General features: G+C 60.0%; 14 protein-coding genes. 4 read left to right on the top strand and 10 right to left on the bottom strand.

The genetic code is table 11. The features are described from left to right. Positions 1-41: 41 nt before the first annotated feature. The 9 genes from EKH79_RS12790 to phnG all read right to left on the bottom strand — a co-directional run bounded on the left by EKH79_RS12790 (position 42) and on the right by phnG (position 11,146). The gene (locus EKH79_RS12790; RefSeq protein WP_126674204.1) at positions 42-2,075 is read right to left on the bottom strand and encodes a tetratricopeptide repeat-containing sulfotransferase family protein; all 2,034 of its coding nucleotides are present in this window, start codon (positions 2,073-2,075) and stop codon (positions 42-44) included. A gap of 79 nt (positions 2,076-2,154) precedes the next feature. Next, on the bottom strand, positions 2,155-4,818 hold the full coding sequence (locus EKH79_RS12785; protein ID WP_126674203.1) for a TonB-dependent receptor: 2,664 nt from the start codon (positions 4,816-4,818) through the stop codon (positions 2,155-2,157). Between the two features lie 461 nt (positions 4,819-5,279). Next, on the bottom strand, positions 5,280-6,422 hold the full coding sequence (locus EKH79_RS12780) for an alpha-D-ribose 1-methylphosphonate 5-triphosphate diphosphatase (RefSeq protein ID WP_126674202.1): 1,143 nt from the start codon (positions 6,420-6,422) through the stop codon (positions 5,280-5,282). A gap of 7 nt (positions 6,423-6,429) precedes the next feature. Further along, positions 6,430-7,134, bottom strand: coding sequence for a phosphonate C-P lyase system protein PhnL (gene phnL, locus EKH79_RS12775; RefSeq protein ID WP_126674201.1), 705 nt, complete (start codon positions 7,132-7,134; stop codon positions 6,430-6,432). Further along, complete coding sequence (gene phnK / locus EKH79_RS12770) at positions 7,131-7,901, bottom strand: phosphonate C-P lyase system protein PhnK (protein ID WP_126674200.1); 771 nt, start codon at positions 7,899-7,901, stop codon at positions 7,131-7,133. Before phnK ends, phnL begins: the two co-directional genes overlap by 4 nt. Continuing rightward, positions 7,898-8,731, bottom strand: coding sequence for an alpha-D-ribose 1-methylphosphonate 5-phosphate C-P-lyase PhnJ (locus EKH79_RS12765; RefSeq protein ID WP_126674199.1), 834 nt, complete (start codon positions 8,729-8,731; stop codon positions 7,898-7,900). The genes phnK and EKH79_RS12765 overlap by 4 nt, the downstream gene beginning before the upstream one ends. 199 nt (positions 8,732-8,930) lie before the next feature. Beyond that, positions 8,931-10,031, bottom strand: coding sequence for a carbon-phosphorus lyase complex subunit (locus tag EKH79_RS12760; protein WP_126674198.1), 1,101 nt, complete (start codon positions 10,029-10,031; stop codon positions 8,931-8,933). Next, complete coding sequence (phnH, locus tag EKH79_RS12755; RefSeq protein ID WP_126674197.1) at positions 10,032-10,700, bottom strand: phosphonate C-P lyase system protein PhnH; 669 nt, start codon at positions 10,698-10,700, stop codon at positions 10,032-10,034. Then, positions 10,700-11,146, bottom strand: a complete 447-nt coding sequence (phnG, locus tag EKH79_RS12750) for a phosphonate C-P lyase system protein PhnG (RefSeq protein ID WP_126674196.1) — start codon at positions 11,144-11,146, stop codon at positions 10,700-10,702. The genes phnH and phnG overlap by 1 nt, the downstream gene beginning before the upstream one ends. A 135-nt stretch (positions 11,147-11,281) precedes the next feature. Here phnG and phnF point away from each other — a divergent pair, with 135 nt between their 5' ends. The 4 genes from phnF (at position 11,282) to EKH79_RS12730 (ending at position 14,254) form a co-directional block, all read left to right on the top strand. Beyond that, a complete protein-coding gene (gene phnF / locus EKH79_RS12745) occupies positions 11,282-12,013 on the top strand; it encodes a phosphonate metabolism transcriptional regulator PhnF (RefSeq protein WP_126674195.1) in 732 nt (243 codons plus the stop codon). Continuing rightward, positions 12,013-12,669, top strand: a complete 657-nt coding sequence (locus EKH79_RS12740) for a DUF1045 domain-containing protein (protein WP_126674194.1) — start codon at positions 12,013-12,015, stop codon at positions 12,667-12,669. The genes phnF and EKH79_RS12740 overlap by 1 nt, the downstream gene beginning before the upstream one ends. Next, positions 12,666-13,211, top strand: a complete 546-nt coding sequence (phnN, locus tag EKH79_RS12735; RefSeq protein ID WP_126674193.1) for a phosphonate metabolism protein/1,5-bisphosphokinase (PRPP-forming) PhnN — start codon at positions 12,666-12,668, stop codon at positions 13,209-13,211. Before EKH79_RS12740 ends, phnN begins: the two co-directional genes overlap by 4 nt. A 332-nt stretch (positions 13,212-13,543) precedes the next feature. Further along, positions 13,544-14,254 carry a DUF899 family protein gene (locus EKH79_RS12730; protein WP_126674192.1) on the top strand — a complete coding sequence of 237 codons (711 nt, stop codon included), beginning with the start codon at positions 13,544-13,546 and terminating at the stop codon, positions 14,252-14,254. A 19-nt stretch (positions 14,255-14,273) separates the two neighbouring features. Here the strand turns inward: EKH79_RS12730 and EKH79_RS12725 are convergent, their stop codons facing one another. Continuing rightward, on the bottom strand, positions 14,274-15,566 hold the full coding sequence (locus tag EKH79_RS12725) for a DUF5690 family protein (protein ID WP_233590298.1): 1,293 nt from the start codon (positions 15,564-15,566) through the stop codon (positions 14,274-14,276). Positions 15,567-15,576: the final 10 nt, after the last annotated feature.

The raw sequence follows: 15,576 nt of genomic DNA, 5'->3' as shown, positions 1-15,576 counted from the left end.
GGGACGGTCGCCCCATTCAAGGGGTAGCGAGTCCGGTCGGTTCAGGGGCGTGCCGCTGGGGTATCCATTCGATAACGCACCAGCGCGTCACCAAGCATGTCCTTGAGCGGGTCGAGGTAAGACTCGAACTTCGCCCATTGATCCAGGCCGTCGCGGAAAATCGGACGACGTACCTGTTCGGAACTTGCCGTGCGCACGCTGCGCTCGGTCTTGTGGAATTCCAGACACGCCGGTTCGAACGCCAGGTCGCAGAAATCCAGAATGCGCCGCACGTTGCTTTCCAGGTCTTCGACGACATCTTCGTGGTAAACGCGCAACACACGCCCGGGCAGCACCTCGTCCCAATGCTGCATCACATCGAGATACGTGCGGTAGTAACGCGCAATATCCTCAATGCTGTACGTGAACTCCTGCCCGGTAGCAAAGAGCTGCTTGAGATTGCTGAAGCAGCATGCCATCGGTTCGCGGCGCGCATCGATGATCTTTGCATTGGGCAGCATCAAATGAATCAGACCGATATGCCGGAAATTGTTCGGCATCTTGTCGATGAAGTAAGGTTTTCCGCTGCGGTAGATGCGCGTATCGCGAAGATATTTTTCACCGAGCCGACGAAAGTCTTCCGGCTTCATGTCCGCGAGCACAGCTGGATAGCGCGGATCGTCGAGGTCCGGATCGCGCCCCTGCAGATCGACCACGATACGCGGAATGTCGGCCAGTTCCTGCGTTCCCTCGACTAGCGAATGCGAAGCGAGAATTTGCTCCAGCAGCGTGGAACCCGCGCGCGGCAGTCCCACGATGAAGATCGGATCCGGGCTTGGATCGCCGACATTCGCTCGGTTCACGAAGAATTCGCGCGTGCAGACCTCGATCTGTTTGCGCGTATTGGTCTCCAAGATCTCCGGGCGGTAGCGGCTTTCGGAGCGCTTGAGCGAATTGCCTTGTTCGTAATAGCGCCATGACTCGGCGTAGTCGCTGCGATCCTCGAACGCTTTGCCCAAGGCGAAACACAAGTGATAGCGATCGACTAGCGGTGTCGCCGGCGATGCTTCCTCCGCGCGCATGGAGGCGATTTCTTCATCTGTGAAGCGATATGTCTTGAGGTTCGCGAGACTCCAGTAGGCATCGCCGAAGTTGGGTCGCGCAGCAATGGCAGCGCGATACGCGTCAACCGCATCCGCCTGCCGTCCCTGCGTTTTTAGCGAATGGGCCAGCGACAAATGCAGATCGGCCGCTTGCGGCGCTTCCCGCAGGAGTTCCTGATAGAGCGCGATCGCGCGATCGTGTTCGCCAAGGCCCACGCTCGTACTCGCATACAGCACACGGTAATCGGGATGACGAGGATCGGCGGCAAGCAGCTTTTCCACCTCCTCGCGCGCACGTTGGTACTGATGCCGTTCGAACAGTACGCTCGCATAATCGAAGCGCGCAGGATGGTAATTGGGTGCGATCTTCAACACCGCTTCAAGCAGAATCTCTGCATCGTCGAGTACATCGCGCGCCAGACCGATGCGTGCAAGCAGTCGCATACCTTCCACATCATTGCCGACCCTCAGAAGATAAGGGCGAATGGTGCTTTCGGCTCTATCAAGTTCACCATCGGCGAACGAGCTGGTCGCGCTCACAACTTCCGGTGCAAGACGCTTGAGCGTCGCAACGTGCGAAGCCGCCGTCGCCGCATTGGCATTGTCGCCGGTCATGCGATATAGGCCTTCGAGAAGATTCCAGCTCGAAGGAAGCGCGGGATTGATGTTGACGGCACGCAGCAAGGCGTCGATGGCGCGCGGTGCGTCGCGCATGACGACGTAGCAGTGGCCACGTTCCTCATGCAGCCGACTGAAATTCGGATGACTATGTTCGAGATGTGCAAGCGTTTTCAGCGCATCGTCGATTTTTCCAAGATAGCGCTGGCTTCTTGCTGCCAGATAAAGCGCGTCGCGATTGTCCGGCACGTCGCTGGCTAACGCATGTGCAGCCTGCAAGGCCTGCGCGTGCTGGCCGTCGTTTTGCAGCTGGCGTATACGCTGAAGGTCCTGCTCCACCGATGCGGGAACGGAATCGACTGCCGAGGCATTCATGGATGATCAACAACCTTAAAAAAAGAGGGTGGGCTTGCGCCCACCCGAATTCTACTGGCTTGTCTGCGGAGACAGCAGGTTAGAACTTGAAGCCGAGTTTCAGGCCGATAACGCGCGGGTGAATCGGCACTTCCGACTCGATGAACTGGGCCGAGGACGTAAACACGCTGGCGTGGCTGTTGCCCAAATTGGTGCCGTACAGCGAGAAGTTCCAGCTGTCCTTGGCCACGCCGATCGACGCGTCGTAGGTGGTGTACGCGCCCTGGAGGTAACGCAGTTCCACCGTGGTGATGTCCGTGACGCCTTCGCCGTTCGGATAGGTTGCCGGCTGGTTGTACATCGAACCGGTGTAGCTGGCACCGATCTGCCAGAAGGCGTTGTAGTTGCCCAGCAGCGTCCAGTCGTAACGAAGACGCAGATTGGCCTGCGAACGCGGCGAGAACGCCGGCACGCTGCCCACTTCACCGAACGGATTGGCGAACGACGTCACCGCACCGGCAGCACCGGTTTCGACGATACATTCGTTAAAGCCAGCCGATCCTGGAATGTTGTTGACCAGGCAGGGCGAGTTCGTCTGTCGGGAATGATTGAGCGAACCGGAGCTGATGACCGACAGGTTATCGGTAATCTTCGCCTGGAATTGCAGCTCCAGACCCTGCACCTTGTAGTTCGGACCATTGACCGCGAAGGTGGTGTTACCCAGCACCAACGGGTTGAAGAACTGCATTTGCACGTTGTCCCACCGCATGTCATACAGTGAGCCGTTGAGCAGCACGCGGTCGTCGAAGAACGTGGTCTTGAAGCCGAGTTCGTTGTTGGTCAGCGTGTCGGGCGCGTAGCTGATCGGCTTCTTGTACTGCGCTTCGCCATCGAGCTTCGCCACGTCCGACGACGTACGGTTGAAGCCGCCCGGACGGAAGCCTTGCGAGAAGGTGTAATACACCATCGTGTTCGGCGAGATGTGCCACAACAGATTCGCGCGGCTCTTAAAGCCGTGATAGGTCTGGTGGTAGTTCATCACCGTGTCGTTGCCGACATAGGTGCCGTTGGGAACGTTCACCTGCGCGCTGGTGGTGTAGAACTCCGTACCGGTCTGCCATTCGGAGTAGTGGTAATAACGCGTGCCGGCGGTTGCGGTCAGCACGTCCGGGATGATGTCGTAGGACATCGAACCAAACGCTGCTTCCTGCTTGTAACCGCGCTGTTCGACTTCACCGAAGGCCGTGTTGTCTGGCATCACCACGCCCGGTGACGACTCGGCATTGGCGACACATGGATAACCACCGGCAAGCGCACTGGCGAGGTTCCCCGGCGTACAAGACGGAATGGTCTTGTAGTTGAAGTCCATGTGATCGTCGATGTTGAAATCTTCGTAGTACAAGCCGCCGATAACGCGGAAGCGATAATCTTCCGGCGTGCTCAGGCGCAGCTCATGGCTCTGATGCGTGCTGTTTACGTGGTCGTTCCAATAGCCAGTCGGCGAATAACAGATCGGCTTGCCGGTGCTGGCAAGACCTGCCGACGTGCCGGTGCACTGGTAATACATGCCACCGGCGCTACGCGAATAGTTGGTGTAATCCTGCTGCTCGCTGATGTGGCGATTGGTGTAACCGCCGGTGTACACCAGCGAGAGGTCGCCGATCTGGCCGTTCAACGTCCAGGCGGTGTTGGTGAAATGGTCGTCGTTCCACGCCGGCACGAAGGCGGTGATCTGATCGGTGCCGAGCTTCTGGCCATCCGTTCCGATCGGATACGTCGAGGACTGACCGTTCGCATCGAGGTTCTGGTAGCTCTCGGCGATCAGGAAGTTCCAGTCGTCGTTGATCTTCCACAGTGCGGACAGACGCGCACCCTGATAATCGACCGGATTCCAGTCGTTCTTCGCGACGGAATAATTGTTGCTCACCGAGGTGCCACCGGCAGCGACGTAAGGTGCCATGGCGCCGCCACCATCGGTGGGCTCACGCGTGAACGTGCTCGGCACGTTGTCGATGTAGCCGCCCTGGTGATCGTTGTAGATCACACCACGCACGGCGAGCGTGCCGGGGATGATCGGGAAGTTCAGCACCGCGTTGGTCGAATTGTTCGGGCCACCGCCATCGGTGGCGCTGACACCGGCTTCGACACTGCCGCTGACCTTGTCCAGATTGGGCTTGTTGGTGATGTAGCGAACGGCACCCGCTTCGGCACCGCCGCCGAACAGCGTACCCTGCGGACCTTCGAGCACTTCGAGGCGCTCCATGTCGACCATGTAGATGTCGAGGTTGCGCGCCGGGAACTGCATCGACTGATCGTCGAGATACACAGCGACGTTCGGGAACGGAGCAATCGATGCGCTCGACTGGTTGCCGAGGAAGCCGGTACTCAGGCCACGCATGTAGATGTTGCCCTGGCCGGGACCGTTCTCGGCAAGCGTCACGTTCGGCAGATACTTGATGAGATCGTTGGCCGTCTGGATGTTCAACTGCTGCAACGTCGTACCGGTGAATGCCTGGATCGTGATCGGCACGTCCTGAATGTCTTCGAGCGTGTGCTGCGCCGTCACCGTAATCGCACCGAGCGTAGAAGCGCCCGCTGATGACGGCTGACCGTTCGAATCCGGCTGCGCCGACGGACCCGTTTGATTTGTTTGAGTCGTTTGAGGTGCTGGTACAGAGGCCGGTTGCGTCGTGCCATCGGCGTACGACACGCGAGTGACCGCAAGCGCGGCCAGCACCGCGCAAGTGATTGGATTGATCTTCAAGTCTATCTCCCCAAGGGTGTGTTACCGGACGCGGCCGGCATGGATGCCTGATACGGCTATGACACACAGGCTAGGGAGCTGCGATGAAACGCAGATGACGTTGATTAGTCAACTTTCTTAAATGTCTACGTCCATGCGAAAGAAGTTTTAATCATATAGACGTCTAAAAAAGACGACTCAGCAGGACCACATGACAACGTGATGTAAGGGAAAGTGAAATGTCATGACGTTTAGCGCACATGTTTGTGTACTTGTGTAAAGCACCGAGTCTGCGCGCAACATTGGGATAAAACGTCGGAAGAAAGATGCTTCCAACCATCGCGGAAGAATGGTTCGGCATGGGTAGTAAACAGCATGAGTAGTAAACAGAAGGTCGCCTCAAAAAGAGGTGAATGCGTGGCGCAAAAGAAAAAACCCGCTCGCAAATCATTGCGATGCGGGCTTCTCAACGTGCCATGCAATCAGAACGAGCGTTGCCCATTCACCCATACATTGCGCACGATCGGCAAACCGCCAACGTCACGCATGCGCACGACGTCCGCACGCAAACCGGCCTTCAGCGTCCCGCGGTCTTCGAACCCGAGCGCCCTGGCAGGATTGCGGCTCACCGTTGCCATCGCCCGCGGCATCGACCAACCCGCCAGCGTGTGCAACATGAAGGCGCCATGCAGCAGGCTCGCCGGTACGTAGTCGGACGACAACATGTCCAGACGATCTGTGCGCGCAAGATCCAACGCGGCCACGTTGCCCGAATGCGAACCGCCGCGGACGACATTCGGCGCACCCATCACGGTAGTGAGGCCGTGTGCATGGGCGGCATCGGCTGCCTCTTGCGTGGTAGGGAATTCGGAAATCGTCACACCCAGGCGCCGCGCATGACCGACCTGCTGCACATCGGTATCATCGTGGCTGGCGAGAATGATATTGCGGCCCCGCGCCATCGATAGCACGATGCTCTCGTGCTTGCTGCTATATGCCGCTTGCTGTTCGGTTCGGCGCTTCAGGACATCGGCAAATTCGTCTTCCGTCCAGCTGATATGGCTCTTGCTGTAGTACTTGCGGTATTGCGCGAGATCGCGGAACTGGCGTTGACCAGGGGTGTGATCCATCAGCGAAATCAGGCGCACGCTGGGGTGATGCATCAGCGGTTCCAGCGCCTCGATCAATCGCGGGTAGGCCAGTTCGCAGCGAAGGTGAATCCAGTGATCGGCGCGCAACGCTCCGGTTTCCTGACCCTGGAGGATGGCGTCATACGTGCTCTTGAGCGTTTCGACGCGCACACTGTCTTCTTCGAGATCACCGACCGACAAAGCATCGAACACGGTGGTAATGCCTGCGGCCACGACCTGCGCATCGTGCGTCAACACCGCAGGAATCGACGGCCAGAGCACGCCTGCGCGCGGCATCAGATGCTTTTCAAGATTGTCGGTATGCAGTTCGACCAGCCCGGGCACAACGTAATCGCCTTCACAGTCGATGGCGCCGGGTGCCTGGGTCGAACCTTCCTCGACCAGCCGGATGATGCCGTTACGGGCAATCAAAGTGCCGTGCAAAATGCAGTCGTCGAGCACGATGCGCGCATTGGTCAGAGCTAAATCATTCATAGGGGTCTCAGGCGGCTTCCAGGGCTTGCATCGGGAACAGACGCGTCGCCACGCGATCGCGCATGTCCTCATCGTGAAAGATACCGAGCACGGCTGAACCGGCAGCGCGCGCCTCGGAGAGAAGTTCGGCGACGACGGCACGATTGTCTGCATCGAGCGACGCCGTCGGTTCGTCCAGCAGAAGAATAGGGCGCGGCATGATCAGCCCGCGTGCAATGTTCACGCGCTGCTGTTCGCCGCCGGAAAACGTACCCGGTGGCAGATGCCACAGACGCTCCGGAACATTCAGCCGGCGCAGCAAGTTGCCGGCGCGTTCGCGCGCCTGCTCCAGGCTGACGCCACCCATTTGTAGCAATGGCTCAGCCACGATATCCAGCGTCGGGACGCGTGGAATCACACGCAGAAACTGGCTGACATAGCCCAATGTGCGGCGACGAACATCCAGTACTTCATGCGGCGTCGCCTTGGCCAGATCGAGCCAGCGCTCGGCATGCCGTACGTGCACCGCGCCAAAGCTCGGGCGATAGTTGGCGTAGACCACGCGCAGCAACGTGCTCTTGCCGGCGCCGGAAGGACCCGATAGCACGACGCATTCGCCCGCGTGCAAACGCAGATTCATGCCGCTCAATACATTCAGGCGCGCACCATGCTGATGGTGCAGTTCAAACGACTTGCCAAGGTCGCGCAATTCGAGCATCAAAGTGGCTGTCATGTCGTCAACACCGAAGAAACGAGCAACTGCGTGTACGGATGTTGGGGGTCATCGAGAATCTGATCCGTCAGGCCGGTTTCCACCACGCGGCCACCTTGCATCACCATCGTGCGCGCTGCGAGCAACCGCGCGACCGCGAGATCGTGCGTGACCATCACGGCGGCAAGTCCCAGCTCGTTGACCAGCCGGCGCAACAAATCGAGGATGCGTGCCTGTACTGAGACATCCAGGCCCGCCGTGGGTTCATCCATGAATACCAATCGCGGTTGCGTGACCAGCGTGCGCGCAATCTGCAGACGTTGTTGCATGCCGCCGGAAAAGGCGGTGGGAGGATCGTCGATGCGTGACGGATCGATCTCCACGCGTTCCAGCCAGTTCCGCGCGATACCGCGCAGCTGGCTGTAATTGCGCATGCCCAGCGCCATGAGCCGCTCGGCGACATTCGCGCCTGCGCTGACATTCAAGCGAAGGCCATCGCGCGGATTCTGCGTGACGAAGCCCCATTCTTCGCGAGCGAGACGACGACGGTCTGCTTCATTAAGCATGCCGATATCGAGCCAGCTTCCGTTCTTCTGGCAGTAGCGAACGCTGCCCGATGTGGGGGCGAGTTGAGCGGCGACGGTATTGAGCAAGGTCGACTTGCCCGACCCGGATTCACCCACGATGCACAACAACTCACCGGGATGCAGATCGAAACTGACGTCCTCGCAGCCGATGCGGTGACCATAATGACGGCTCAAGCCGCGAACTTGCAGCAGGGCGCTCATGCTTGAGCCTCCGCACGACGGCCGCTGCAGAAATCGGTGTCGGAACACACGAACATGCGCGAACCGCGATCGTCGACGACCACTTCATCGAGATAGCTCTCGCGCGATCCGCACAGTTCGCAGTGATGTTCCCAGCGCTGAATCTCGAACGGGTGATCCTCGAACGCCAAACTCTCCACGCTTGTGTAAGGCGGAATCGCGTACAGGCGCTTTTCGCGGCCCGCGCCGAACAACATTAATGCGGGCGATTGATCCATCTTCGGGTTATCGAATTTCGGAATGGGCGAGGGCGAGGTGAGATACCTGCCGTCGACCAGAACCGGATAGTCATAACTGGTGGCAATGTGCCCGTATTGGGCAATGTCTTCGTACAGCTTCACGTGCATCAATCCGTAATCGGCCAGAGCGTGCAGCGTGCGCGTCTCGGCTTCGCGTGGTTCCAGTGTGCGTAGCGGTTCCGGCTCGGGAACCTGAAACACAAGAATCTGATCTTCGCGCAACGATGTTTCAGGAATGCGGTGCCGCGTTTGAATCAGGGTGGCATCGACGGTGTGTTCGGTCGTCGCGACACCGGCAACCCGCGCAAAAAAGCGGCGGATATTCACGGCATTCGTGGTGTCGTCGGCACCTTGGTCAATCACTTTCAGTACATCGTCAGGACCGAGCAAGGCGGCTGTGACCTGGATGCCGCCCGTGCCCCAGCCGTAAGGCAAGGGCATTTCGCGGCTGCCGAAGGGCACCTGATAACCGGGAATGGCGACTGCTTTGAGCAACGCACGCCGCAGCATCCGCTTGGTGTCTTCATCGAGGAAAGCGAAGTTGTAGGTCATGGCGAAGACATCACTCCCTCTCCCCTCCGGGGAGAGGGTTGGGGTGAGGGGCCGGTGTGCCGAAGAGCCGCGCTTTTGCATGTGGCCGGAACAGAAAGTTTTTTATTGAAGTGGAGCGTTTGGCCAGCGCGGCCCCTCACCCCAGCCCTCTCCCCGGAGGGGAGAGGGGGCAGAGCTGCGTGCAGTGTGGACGTTGCGGTCATGCCTGACCTCCGGCCGCGCTCAAGGGCTGCTCGTCGTCACGCGCGGCATGTTGCGCAGCCAAGATGCGCAGCAACGACAATTCCGCCTGAAAGTCTACGTAGTGCGGCAACTTCAAATGCTGCACGAAACCGGACGCTTCCACGCTGTCCGAATGCGACAACACGAATTCCTGATTTTGGGCCGGTGCGTAGTTCGCCTCGGCCAGTTCGTCGCAACGCAGCGCGCGATCGACCAGCGCCATCGACATCGCCTTGCGTTCGCCTTCGCCCATCGCCAGACCATAGCCGCGCGTGAATTGCGGCGGCACGCCGTTGCCGCCGTGGAACTGATTGATCATCTGACACTCGGTAAGCGTGATCGACCCGATTTCGATGGCGAAGCCCAATTCTTCGGGGCACACCACCACGTCCACCTCGCCCATGCGGATTTCGCCCGCAAAAGGATGGCTTTCGGCGTACCCGCGCTGCGTGGAATACGCCATACCCAGCAGAAACCCTTCATCGCCGCGGGAAAGGTTCTGCAAACGCGTTGCGCGATCGGCGGGAAACATCAATGGTTCGCGCGTGAGATCGGTCGGCTCCGGATCGCTGCCCGGCTCGATGCGCTCGATCAACGCCTCCGCATCCAGCAGGTCGAGTACGCGCGGCATATTCGCGGGAAGCGGTGCTTCCGCAGGTTCGACGGTCGTCGCTTGCGTCGTATCGAAATCGAGCAATCGCTGCGTGTAATCATAGGTCGGGCCGAGGACCTGACCGCCGGGAACATCCTTGAACGTGCCCGATACACGGCGACGCACGCGCATCGCCGATGTGTTCAGCGGTTGTGTGTAGCCAAAACGTGGCAACGTCGTGCGATAAGCGCGCAGGAGGAAGATCGCTTCGAGCATGTCGCCTGCGGCCTGCCGTATCGCCAGCGCCGCAAGCTCCTCGTCGTACAACGAACCTTCCTGCATCACGCGCGCCACGCCCAGCCGCAGCTGTTCGCGAATCTGCGTCAGCCCCAGCTCCGGAACGGTGGTGTTGCCACGGCGCGCCTCGGCCAACAATTCCAGCGAACGAGCGATTGCCTGCTCGCCGCCTTTCACGGCAACGTACATTCAGCTCTCCAGCAAACGGGTCGTGCGCGGCAACGCAACGACGTGTTGTGCAGCGACGAAATACAGGTCGATTCCGAGCGGCAGCTGTGCGGCCAATGCGGCGCGTTGTTGCCAGAAATCGTGGGGCAAACCATCGATAGCAACGGTTTCGGTGTCGCGGATTCCCGGCCCCGCGAACCGGCTCCCTCCCCTGCTTGCAGGGGAGGGTTGGGGTGGGGTTGCACGCGCTTGCGTCGAGGCCAGCGTGAGCGACCCCCTCCCAGCCTCCCCCTGCGCGCAGGGGGAGGCGCCAAGCGCGGTGACTTGAACGATCAGGCTGGCGGAGCGATCCGGATAACGCATATCGCCACGCGCAAACGCATCCAGCGGTGGCATCGAAAGCGGATCGGTAATAAGTGCGAAGTCGGCATCCAGCGGTTGTTCTGCGAGTTTTACGCCAGCATGAAAACGGACGTGGCGAACCACGTTGTCGTCGGGTTGCTGCAGCCATACGGAAGTCGTCGCATCGCAAAGCGTCAACAGGATGGCCATCGCAGCGGGCGCAATCGGCGCGGGCGACGGCGGCAACACCGGCAGTAAACGCGGTACTGCCGGGCGCGCCATCGCCTGCAGCAACTCGCGGAAGGTGCGCTGGCTGTCAAAGACGGGATTGGCAAAGGCAGCCAGCATCACTCGCCCCGCACCACGGTGAAGAATTCCACCTTGCTGGCCGCCGCCTTGCGGCTTTCGGTATCGCGTCGCTCGTCCAGCGCCCGCCGCAAAGGTTCGATTACGTGCGAGCGCACTTGCGAAGCCAGCGCCGGGTTTTGCATCAGCGCATCGGCAACGGCCGCCAATTCGGCGTGCCGCGTCTGCGTACCACGCACCCAGGCGTGGCCGATGTGATCGCCGACCTGCACGCTGCAGCGGGTCACGGTGATTTCGCCGAAATTGAACTGCGGCCCCGTCCCGCCGACCCGGCCGCGCAACATATAGAGGCCGGTCTGTGCCGGACGCAGCCACGCGGCGTCCGCGGGCGGCGCGAAGGCATCCATCGCCGCGGCCAGTTCGGCCGGATCGGCCTGCGCCAGCAGCGACATCCACTGCGCGCGCGCCAAGTTGGGGGAGGTGTCCATGGTGTGTTCCTAGGCTTGTCACAAATGTCTAGTTATCTAGACAGACCCGGCCGAGTGGAAAGGCCGGGTGGAAAGCATTTCAGCAGGCCAGCGTGCCGCTGCCATGACGGTGAATAGACAGGCTGAGGAAGTGGTATGAACGAGATCGAACGCGGACGGGGCGTGGCGCTGTGGAACCAGATCAGCGGCATCCTCGCGGCCGACATCCTCAAGGGCCAGCTGCGCCAGGGCGAACAACTGCCTTCGGCGCAGGAGCTGGCTGCGCGTTTCAATGTGAACCGCCATACGGTACGCCGGGCCATCGCCGCGCTGGAACAGCGCAACCTGGTGCGCACGGAGCAAGGCCGCGGCACCTTCGTGCAGGAGCACACGCTGGATTACCCCATCAGCCGCCGCACGCGCTTCACGCAGAACATGCGCAATCTCAACGTCGAGGCGGATATTGAAGTCATCGAGGACGTACGCGAGGTCCCGCCACCGCAGGTAGCCCAATCCCTGGGCCTGGATCGCCACGAATACACCTATCGCATCGAAACCCTGAGCCGCGCCGACGGACACATCGTGGATTACAGCACCGCTTACTTTCCGGCGGCGCGCTTTTCCGGCTTGCCCGCCGTGTATCGGCGCGTGCTGTCGGTCACGCGCACACTCAGCGAATTTGGCGTGACCGACTACGAACGCAAACACACGCGCGTATCGGCGCGCCTGCCCGATGCCAATACGTCGCGATTGATGAAGCAACCGGCGAATCGTCCGGTGCTGTACGTACAATCGATCAACGCCGATACGCGCGGCATACCGGTGCAATATGGCATCACGCGCTTCTCCGGCGATTGGGTGCAACTCGTTCTGATGGCGGACAACTGATGCGCTATGCGGTGTATTTCTGCCCGGCTGCGGAGAGCGCCCTGGGCATGTTTGGGCGCGAGTGGTTCGCCACAACATCGATACCGGACATAACGGAGCAACGATTTCAGGCGTTGATGGCGGATGTGCGGCGTTACGGCTGGCACGCGACGCTCGGCGCGCCGTTTGAGCTCGCCGGGCACGCAGATGAAAAAACCTTGCATGAAAAAGTTGTCGAGGTAGCGCAATCTTCCGCACCATTCGATTTGCTTTTGCGCATGGATGTGCTGAGTGGTTTTCTCGCACTGCGTCCCGACGCAGATGAAACACGTGTCAATGTCTTGGCCGAACGCTGCGTACGCGATCTCAACCCCTTGCGCGCACCGATTTCGAAAGCAGCATGGGATCGTCGTGCGGATGGCCTTGATGACGTCGAACGCTCGTTATTCAAGGAATTCGGCTACCCCTACGTGCTGGAGCGTTTCCGGTTCCACATGACCTTATCGGCGCCAGCGACCGAGGACGAAGAACAAACGTTGCGCGATTACCTGCTGCCAAGAATGGCCGAACACCTCATCGCCCACATCGATGCGTTGACGATCTGCCGTGAAAAAGAACCCGGCGCCAATTTCGAACCGATTGCGCGGATTGCACTTGGTCCAGGGCGTATCGCATGAGTGACGGGCGTCTGTTTTACGTGATGGGGCCATCCGGCGCAGGCAAAGACAGCGTGCTGACCTGGGTGCGCGAACACGGCGTCGCTTTCGGCGTGCTATGCGCGCATCGATACATCACCAGGCCCGCACATGCTGGCGGTGAAAATCATGTTGCATTGAGCGAGGCGGAATTTCAGTCGCGCGAACAACGCGGCCTGTTTGCGTTGACATGGCAGGCACACGGTCTGCACTACGGTATCGGCAATGAAGTGGCGCATTGGCTGGCGCGTGGCGCGAATGTTTTGGTGAACGGTTCGCGTGATGCGTTCCGTCGAGCGTGCGAACGGTTTCCGACGCTGCAGCCGGTGTTGATCACGGCGAGTCCGGAATGCATCGCGCAACGTCTGATGGCGCGTGGACGCGAATCGCCAGCCGACATCGAGGCGCGCGTTGCGCGTATTGCGGCGTATCCGGTGCCGTCCGGCAGCATGGTGATTTGCAACGACGGTTGCCTGGCGGATGCCGGCGCTACGTTGCTGCAGGCAATTCGGTCGGGACATTGAGACGCAACGGCATGACGCGGGCGATCTAAAGGCTCTTTCGAAGCGTTTCCTCATGACTGAGAAGTCTCAACGGTGCATGGATTTGCTCCCTGCCCTGCTTGCAGGGAAGGGCCGGGGCGGGGTTGCTCAGGCGTGCCGCAAGCGTGACGGCTTCACCCCACCCCAACCCTCCCCTACTGCACGTAGGGGAGGGAGCAGGCGCCGAATCGTTGAGACGGGTCGTTCTTCGGGAAACCTTTAAATAAGCGATTAGAAAACCCTCTCCCACGGTGTCGATTCCCCGTTGCGGCGTTCGTCGTTGAGGTAACCAGCCTCTTCATCGGAGATCGACCATGGCCCATGCCGACAAACTCATCCCCGCCGCCGAACTGGTGAAACGCAACGACGTACGCCTCCCCAACGAAAGCGCCGACTATCGTCGTGCGCGCGACGAACTTCTCCGTGAAGAAATAGAGCTGCGCCGCCACATCGAACGTGTCGCCGAGCAACGCCGAGCGTTGCCGCCGGGCGGCGAGGTCATCGGTGACTATCGCTTCGAAGGCGAAAAGGGATTGGCCGATTTCGCGGCTTTATTCGGCGACAAGCAGACGCTCGTCCTGTACTGCTACATGTTCGGCGCAAAGCGCGAACGTCCATGCCCCATGTGCACGGCGATGCTCAGTTCGTGGGAGGGGGAAGCACGCGACATGCAACAACGCGTCGCGATGGCCGTCGTTGCCGGTGCGCCCATCGATCGCCTCGTCGCTTTCAAGAAGGAACGCCACTGGCGCTACCTGCCTTTGTATTCCGACCGCAATGGCAACTTCCTCCGCGATTACGGCGGTATCGACAAAGACGGCAACGACATACCGGCGTTCCATGTATTCACGCGCCGCGACGGGACGATCCGTCACTTCTGGAGTATGGAGATGGGCGAAGCCACGGCAGATCCCGGTCAGGATCCGCGTGGTGCACCCGATCCGATGCCGATGTGGAGCGTGTTTGACATGACGCCGGAAGGACGCGGCACGAACTGGTATCCGAAACTCGACTATCCCGATTGATCGTTGCCGCACCAACGCATCAGGCGGCAGCGGGAACGGCAGACGGCGCTTTCGCGCGCCGCGCCTTGTCGTGGAAATACAGCGCGGAAACCAGGGTGATCAGCATGCCGATGCCGGACAACGTCATCACCGTTTCGGCGTAAAACGACGCCCACGACAAATGCATGCCGCCGAATTCCTTCACCAGGATCACCACCACACTGCCCATGTAACCGCTGCTGTCGGCGATGTACATGATGAAGCCGACGTTGCCCGTCACGCGAAACGTGGCGAGCATACGTTCGAAGAAAGTGGCGTTGTAAGGCACGTACGCGAGATACAAACCGAAACCGCTCAGACCGATCCAGCCCACCGGATCGAGCAATCCGCGGCCATGCATCCATGTCGACAACACCGCGATGGCGAAGCCGCCAAAAATCAGCACGTGATTGAGCATCAGCGCTTTGAGGTTGTCACGCACGAACATCGTCAGCGCGGTCAGAATCAACACGGCGATAGCAATCGGCACTTCCGTTTCGGTGAATACGGACGCATCGCCACCGCGGCCAAGATCGCTCCAGATCTCCGCGGCAAAGTTGTCGCGAAAATCGCGTGTGACAGTGAGCGCAACGTACGCCATCACGATCATCGCAATGCCCGGTAGAAAGCGCGCGAGAAATGCACGGCGTGTGGCAGCATCCATCGGCACACGTGTATTGCGTGCAGCGATGTCTGCAGCATCCGGTGCAGGCAGATGTTCCAGAATCCATGTAGCTAGACACAACGGCGCAATGAACAGCATGCCGGTGGCGAACGGCATCCAGAACTCGCTGACATGCCAACGCACCATCAACCATGTGCCCACGGTTTTCACCACGCCGGAGCCGACGATAAAGCTGGCGCACATCAAGGCGCCCATCATCTCCGTACCGCGGCGTCCTTCCAGATAACCGAAGATCACGCCCCAGACCATGCCCAGGGGTAATCCGTTGAGAAACAGAAACGGGATATTCCACGGTGCAGGGATCAGCGCAAAACCAAGCAACGCCAGCCACGAAAAACCAATCAGGCCTGCGAGTGTGCGTGCGCGACGTTGACGCTGTATCTCCGCAATCCAGGTGATGCCGCGCACCTTGCTCAGCATGTAACCGATCACCTGCGCAATCACCAGCCACACTTTGTAATCAATGCCCGCGACGTGCATGCCTTCGAAGGACGCCGCGGTGAACGGTTTGCGAAAGGCGTACATCGACGCATAGGCCAGAAATGCTGCAGAACCAGCCAGAAGATTGATCGCCATGGGATGGCGGCGAAGATCCGATAGAAACGACACGAAACACACC

It is taken from the genome of Dyella dinghuensis (genome assembly GCF_003977615.1).
Taxonomy (GTDB): Bacteria; Pseudomonadota; Gammaproteobacteria; order Xanthomonadales; family Rhodanobacteraceae; genus Dyella_B; species Dyella_B dinghuensis.
This window is presented reverse-complemented; position numbering and strand designations above follow the sequence as displayed.